General features: G+C 71.0%; 2 protein-coding genes. Both read left to right on the top strand.

Translation table 11 applies throughout. The features are described 5' to 3' along the window. Positions 1-490: phosphopantetheine-binding protein (locus AC6CH2_RS22435; RefSeq protein ID WP_498271152.1), on the top strand; the 490-nt coding region annotated here is incomplete at its 5' end. Then, positions 483-7,928 (top strand): amino acid adenylation domain-containing protein (locus AC6CH2_RS22430; RefSeq protein WP_498271151.1); only part of this gene is annotated, 7,446 nt, incomplete at its 3' end. The genes AC6CH2_RS22435 and AC6CH2_RS22430, both read left to right, overlap by 8 nt.

Genomic DNA, 7,928 nt, shown 5'->3' with positions numbered 1-7,928 from the left:
CCTGCGCGACGCGCTGGCCCGCGAGCTGGCCGAGTACATGATCCCGAGCGCTTTCGTGAGTCTGGATGCGCTGCCGTTGACCCCGAACGGCAAGCTCGACCGCAAGGCCTTGCCATCGCCGGACCAGTCCGCGCTGGCGAGCCGTGAGTACGAGGCGCCGCTGGGCGAGGTCGAGCAAACCCTGGCGACGATCTGGCAGGACCTGCTGGGCATCGAGCGGGTCGGCCGCCACGACCACTTCTTCGAACTCGGCGGCCACTCGCTGCTGATCATGCAGTTGGCGATCCGGGTGCGCGAGCAGTTCCACGTCGAAGTGCCGCTGCGCGAGCTGTTCGAACGTCCGCTGTTGTCGGTGCTGGCCGATGCGATCAAGGCCTTGCAGGTCGAGGTGTTCCTCGGCGCCGAACTCGGCGACATGCAGGACGAGTTGGATTCGATGTCGGAAGACGAACTGCGCAAGCTGCTGGAAAGGGAATCCGTAGATGAATAAGCAGGACCAGGCTCTGGAAGAGCTGAAACAGGCGATTTTGCGCAACCGGCTGAAGAAACGCATCGAACAGCGCGGCGACGAGGCCGCGACCACGATCCCGCTCGCCGACCGCGGCGCGGTACTGCCGCTGTCGTGGGCGCAACAGCGGCTGTGGTTCCTCGACCGGCTCGACCCCGCCGCCAGCGCCGCCTATCACATGCCGGTGGCGCTGCGCCTGCGCGGCCGTCTCGACCGCGACGCGCTCCAGGCCACGCTCGACCGCCTGATCGCGCGCCATGAGAACCTGCGCACCCGTTTCGTCGAAGTCGACGGGGTGCCGGCCCAGGTGATCGCGCCGGGCGAGCAGGGCTTCGCCCTCGAGCAGCAGGACCTGAGCGCCCTCGACCCGCAGGCGCGCGAAACCGCCGTCGCCGAACTCGGCGGGGTCGAAGCGCGCGCGCCGTTCGACCTCGCCAACGGGCCGCTGATCCGCGGCCGCCTGTTGCGGTTGGCCGACGACGAGCACGTGCTGCTGCTGACCCAGCACCACATCGTTTCCGACGGCTGGTCGATCGGCGTGCTGGTGCGCGAAGTCACCGCGCTGTACAGCGCCTTCAGCCAGGGCCAGGCCGATCCGCTGCCGCCGCTGCCGATCCAGTACGCCGACTACGCGGTGTGGCAGCGCCAGTGGCTGCAGGGCGATGCGCTGCAGGGCCAGCTGGATTTCTGGCGCGGCCATCTCGGCGGCGCCCCGGCTTTGCTGGAATTGCCGGGCGACCGGCCGCGCCCGCCGGTGCAGCGCTATGCCGGCGGCCGTGTCGACCTGCGCCTGACGCCGCAGCTGACTGCGTCCCTGCATGCACTGTCGCAGCGCCACGGCACGACCATGTTCATGGTCCTGCTGGCGGCCTGGGCGACCCTGCTGTCTCGCCTGAGCGGCCAGGACGAAGTGGTGATCGGCAGCCCGGTGGCGAACCGCCGCCGCAGCGAAGTCGAACCGCTGATCGGCTTCTTCGTCAACACCATCGCCCTGCGCATCGATTTCAGCGGCCGGCCCGATGTCGCCGCCTTGCTGGCCCAGGTCAAGGCCGCCACCCTCGGCGCCTACGCTCATCAGGACGTGCCGTTCGAGCAGGTCGTCGAAGCGCTGCAGCCCGCGCGCAGCCTCAGCTACGGGCCGGTGTTCCAGACCATGCTGGCGTTCAACAACACCCCCGGCAACAGCGAACTGACCTTGCCGGGGCTGAGCCTGGAGATGCTCGGCACCTCGCGCTACACCGCCCATTTCGACCTGGAGCTCGGCCTGCGCGAGATCGACGGCGCGGTCGAGGGCAACATCGGTTATGCCAGCGATCTGTTCGACCACGCCACCATCGAGCGCTACGCCGGCTATTTCGTCAAGGTGCTGGAAGGCCTGGCCGCCGATCGCGGCGAACCGGTCGCGCGCCTGCCGCTGATGGCCGCGGCCGAACGCCAGCGCGTGCTCGAAGGGTTCAACGACAGCGCGGTCGAGTTCGCGCCGCCGCGGGTGCTGCACGAGGTGTTCGAGCGGCAGGCGCGCAGCACGCCCGAGGCCTGTGCGCTGGTGTTCGAAGATTGCAGCCTCAGTTACGCCGAACTCAACCGCCGCGCCAACCAGGTCGCGCACCGTTTGATCGCGCTCGGGGTCCAGCCGGACGACCGTGTGGCGATCTGCGCAGAACGCGGTCCGGAGCTGGTGATCGGCGTGCTCGGCATTCTCAAGGCCGGCGCCGGCTACGTGCCGCTGGATCCGGCGTACCCGGACGAACGACTGGCCTACATGCTCGGCGACAGCGCGCCGCTGGCGCTGCTGAGCCAGCCGGGCCTGCTCGCCGAGGTGCCGGCGCTGTCCGCCTCCCGCGTGCCGTCGATCGACCTCGGCGACGCCGCGCTCGCCGCGCAGCCCCATCACGACCCGCTCGTGGCCGGGCTGGCGCCGGCGCATCTGGCCTACGTCATCTATACCTCCGGCTCGACCGGACAGCCCAAGGGCGTGGCGATGCCGCAGGCGCCGCTGGTCAATCTGATCGACTGGCAGTGCCGCGACCGTGCCGGTCGCGCCGCCGGCGAGAGGGTGCTGCAGTTCTCCGCGCTCGGCTTCGACGTCGCCTTCCAGGAGCTGTTCTACACGCTGGCCTCGGGCGGCTGCCTGATGCTGCTGCGCGAAGCGACCCGGCAGGACCCGTTCGCGCTGGTCGATTTCATCAAGCGCCACGAAGTGCAGCGGATCTTCCTGCCGTTCGTGGCCTTCCAGGGCCTGGTCGCGGCGGCCGAGCGAAACGGCGAAGCCTTGCCCTCGCTGACCCGAGTGGTCACCGCCGGCGAGCAGTTGTTCGTCAACCCGGCGATCCGCAATTTCTTCGCCCGCGTTCCCGGACGCGAGCTGCACAACCATTACGGCCCGACCGAAAGCCACGTCTGCACCGCCCATGTCTTGTCCGGCGACCCGGCGGCGTGGCCGGCGACGCCGCCGATCGGCGCACCGATCGCCAATGCGCGCATCTATCTGCTCGACGGCGAACGCCAGCCGGTGCCGCCCGGCGTCAACGGCGAGATCTACATCGGCGGCGCCTGCCTGGCGCGCGGCTATCTCGGCCGCCCCGAGCTCAGCGCCGAACGCTTCCTGGCCGACCCGTTCGTCGCCGATCCCGAAGCGCGCATGTACAAGACCGGCGACCTCGGCCGCTGGTTGCCCGACGGCACGGTCGATTACCTCGGCCGCAACGATTTCCAGGTCAAGATCCGCGGCTTCCGGGTCGAGCTCGGCGAGATCGAGGCGCGCCTGAGCGCTTGCGCCGGCGTGCGCGAGGCGGTGGTGACCGCGCGCGACGACCAGGCCGGCGGCAAGCGCCTGGTCGCTTATCTGATTGCGGAAGAAGGCGCCGACGTATCGGCGGCGAGCCTGCGCGCCGCGCTCGCCCGCGACCTCGCCGAGTACATGCTGCCGTCCGCGTTCGTGACTCTGGACGCCTGGCCGATGTCGCCGAACGGCAAGCTCGACCGCAGAGCCTTGCCGGCGCCGGACCAGTCCGCGCTCGCGCTGCGCGAGTACGAGGCGCCGCAGGGCGAACTGGAGCGGACCGTGGCGCGGGTCTGGTGCGAACTGCTCGGGCTGGAACGCGCCGGCCGCCAGGACCAATTCTTCGAACTCGGCGGGCATTCGCTGCTCGCGGTGCAACTGGTCACCCGCCTGCGCGAAGCGCTCGGCGTCGAGCTGGCCTTGCGCGAGGTGTTCGCCCATCCGAGCCTGGCGGCGATGGCGGCGGCCTTGGCCGAGGCCGGCCGCGCCGACGACAGCGTGATCGCCCGCGCCGATCGCAGCGGCGCCTTGCCGCTGTCGTGGGCGCAACAGCGTCTGTGGTTCCTCGACCAGCTCGATCGCGCCGCCAGCGCCGCCTACCACATGCCGGCGGCGCTGCGCCTGAGCGGCGCGCTCGACCGCGGCGCGCTCAAGCGCACCCTCGACGGCATCGTCGCGCGCCACGAAAACCTGCGCACGAGGTTCGTCGACGGCGGCGGCATGCCGGTGCAGGCGATCGCGCCGGCCGAGGTCGGCTTCGCCCTGATCGAACACGACCTCAGCGCGCTCGCCGCCGAGGCGCGCGAGGCCGAGGTGACGGCATTGGCCGCGCAGGAAGCGCAGGCGCCGTTCGACCTGGCCACCGGTCCGCTGATCCGCGGCCGCTTGCTGCGCCTGGCCGAAGACGAACACGTGCTGCTGGTCACCCAGCATCACATCGTTTCCGATGGTTGGTCGCTCGGCGTGCTGGTGCGCGAAGTCAGCGCGATGTACGCGGCGTTTCACCAGGGCCGCGCCGACCCCTTGCCGGCGCTGCCGATCCAGTACGCCGACTACGCCTTGTGGCAGCGCCAGTGGCTGCAGGGCGAGACCCTGCAGGCGCAGCTGGACTTCTGGCGCGAACACCTGCGCGGCGCGCCGGCCTTGCTGGAGCTGCCGGCCGACCGTCCGCGCCCGCCGCTGCAGAGCTATGCCGGCGACCGCGTCGCCCTGAGCCTGTCGCCGGAGCTGACTGCGTCCTTGCGCGCTCTGTCGCAGCGCCACGGCACGACCTTGTTCATGACCCTGCTGGCGGCGTGGTCGGTGCTGCTGTCGCGTTTGAGCGGGCAGGACCAGGTCGTCGTCGGCAGCCCGGTAGCCAACCGCCAGCGCGCCGAACTCGAGCCGCTGATCGGTTTCTTCGTCAACACCCTGGCGTTGCGCGTCGACCTCAGCGCGGCGCCGAGCGTGGCCGCGCTGCTGGCCCAGGTCAAGGCCACCACCCTGGACGCGTACGCCCATCAGGACGTGCCGTTCGAGCAGGTGGTCGAAGCGCTGCAGCCGGCGCGCACCCTGAGCTACAGCCCGCTGTTCCAGAGCATGCTGGCGTTCAACAACACCCCCGACGGCGGCGCCCTGGAACTGCCGGGGCTGACCCTGGAAGCGATCGGCGGCGCCCGCCATACCGCGCATTTCGACATCGAACTGGCGGTCACCGACGCCGGCGCCACTCTCGAAGGCAATCTGGCCTTCGCCACCGACCTGTTCGAGCGCGCCACCATCGAGCGTTACGCCGGGCATTTCGTCCGCCTGCTCGAAGCCATGGCCTGCGACGACGCGCGCACCGTCGACGCCTTGCCGCTGCTCAGCGCGGAGCAGCGCGAGCAGGTGTTGCGCGGCTTCAACGCCACCGACGCCGACTACCCGCACGAGCGTTGCATCCACGAGCTGTTCGCGCAGCGCGCGGCCGAGCGGCCGACCGCGATCGCCGCGCGTTTTCGCGGCCGCCGCCTGAGCTACGCCGAACTCGACCGCTGCGCCAATCGTGTCGCTCATCGCCTGATCGCGCTGGGCGTGCGGCCCGACGACCGCGTCGCGATCTGCGCCGAGCGCGGCCTGGAACTGCTCGTCGGCGTGCTCGGCATCCTCAAGGCCGGCGCCGGCTACGTGCCGCTGGACCCGCAGCATCCCGACGAACGCCTGGGCTTCATGCTCGCCGACAGCGCGCCTCGCGCGCTGCTGGCGCCGACCGCTTTGCGCGAGTCCATCGCCGCCCTGGCCCAGGCCGAGGCCGCCTTCGTGGCCATGGACGGGATCGCCGATGCGCAGTCGCCGTCGCCGCTCGACCTCGCGCCCGACGTGGCCGGGCTCGGTTCGCGCCATCTCGCCTACGTGATCTACACCTCCGGTTCGACCGGCCTGCCCAAGGGGGTGATGGTCGAGCATCGCAGCGTGTTGCGCCTGGCGATCAATAACGAGTGCGCCCAGTTCGGCGTCGACGACGTGATCGGCCTGTGCGCGAACCCGGCCTTCGACGCCTCGACCTGGGAGCTGTGGGGCGCCTTGCTCAACGGCGCGCGCCTGGAAGTGATCGCCGCCGCCGACGTGCTGGATCCGGCGCGTTTCGCCGCGGCCCTGATCGATGGCGGCGTAACCGCGCTGTGGCTCACGGTCGGCCTGTTCAACGAATACGCCGATGCCTTGGCGCCGGCCTTCGCCGGATTGAACCATCTACTGATCGGCGGCGACGCGCTCGACCCGCGCAGCGTCGCGCGCGCGTTGAGCCGCGCCCAGCGGCCGCGGCGTCTGGTCAACGGCTACGGCCCGACCGAGACCACCACCTTCGCGACCAACCACGAGATCGCCGCGGTCGCCGACGGCGCGCGCAGCATCCCGATCGGCAAGCCGATCGCCAACACCCGCGTCTATCTGCTCGACCCGCGCGGCGAGCCGGTGCCGGTCGGCGTGACCGGCGAGCTGTACATCGGCGGCCCCGGCGTGGCCCGCGGTTATCTCAACCGCGACGAACTCAGCGCCGAACGTTTCGTCGCCGACCCCTATAGCGACGAGCCGGACGCGCGCCTGTACCGCACCGGCGACCTCGGCCGCTGGCGCGACGACGGCAGCATCGAATTCCTCGGCCGCAACGATTTCCAGGTCAAGATCCGCGGCTTCCGCATCGAACTCGGCGAAATCGAAGCGCGCCTGGCCGCTTGCGAAGGCGTGCGCGAAGCCGTGGTCGTCGCACGCGAAGGCGAGGGCGGCGACAAGCGCCTGGTCGCTTATGTGATCGCCGAGGACGGCGTCGGGCTGTCGGCGGCGGCGCTGCGCGAGCGCCTGGCCAAGGGCCTGGCCGACTACATGCTGCCGTCGGCCTTCGTCAACCTGACGGCGTGGCCGCTGACCGCGAACGGCAAGCTCGACCGCAAGGCGCTGCCGGCGCCGGACGCCTCGGCGGTGGCGGCGCGCGAGTACGAGGCGCCGCAGGGCGACACCGAAACCGCGGTCGCGACGATCTGGTGCGAACTGCTGGGCTTGCCGCGCGTCGGCCGCCACGACCATTTCTTCGAACTCGGCGGCCACTCGCTGCTCGCCGTGCAACTGACCACGCGGCTGCGCGAAAGCCTGGGCGCGGCGCTCGCGCTGCGCGAGGTGTTCGCGCGGCCGACCTTGGCGGCGATGGCGGCGGCCCTGGCCGGCGCCGATCGCGCCGACGAGGCGGCGATCCCGCGCGCCGACCGATCCGCGGCGCTGCCGCTGTCGTGGGCGCAGCAGCGGCTGTGGTTCCTCGACCGGCTAGATCCGGCCGCGGGCGCGGCTTATCACATGCCGACCGCACTGCGCCTCAGTGGCCGGCTCGACCGCGATGCGCTCAGGGCGACCCTCGACCGCATCGTCGCCCGCCACGAAAACCTGCGCACGCGCTTCGTCGAGGTCGATGGCGTCGCCTCGCAGTCGATCGCGGCGGCCGACCGCGGTTTCGACCTGGTCGAGATCGACCTGAGCGGGCTCGACGCCGCTGCGCGCGAACGCGCAGTCGCCGAACTCGGCGCCGAGGAAGCGCGCGCTCCGTTCGACCTCGCTGCCGGCCCGCTGATCCGCGGCCGCCTGCTGCGCCTGGCCGAGGCCGAGCACGTGCTGTTGCTGACCCAGCATCACATCGTCTCCGACGGTTGGTCGCTCGGCGTGCTGGTCAAGGAAGTGACCGCGCTGTACACCGCCTTCAGCCAGGGCCAGGACGACCCGCTGCCGCCGCTGCCGATCCAGTACGCCGACTACGCGCAATGGCAACGGCAATGGCTGCAGGGCGAGACCTTGCGCGAGCAGGTCGAGTTCTGGCGCGGCCATCTGCGAGGCGCGCCGGCCTTGCTGGAACTGCCGAGCGACCGGCCGCGCCCGCCGCTGCAGAGCTATGCCGGCGACCGCGTCGGCCTGAGCCTGCCGCCGGCGCTGACCGCCGCTCTGCGCGAGCTGTCGCAGCGCCACGGCGCGACCTTGTTCATGACCTTGCTCGCAGCCTGGTCCACCTTGCTGTCGCGGTTGAGCGGGCAGGGCGAGATCGTGGTCGGCAGCCCGGTCGCCAACCGCCAGCGCGCCGAGGTCGAGCCGCTGATCGGCTTCTTCGTCAACACCCTGGCGCTGCGCATCGAGGTCGACGGT

Source organism: Lysobacter sp. GQ73 (assembly GCF_059758755.1).
The sequence above is the reverse complement of the archived record's forward strand: the minus strand, read 5'-3'. Positions and strand labels throughout refer to the sequence as shown.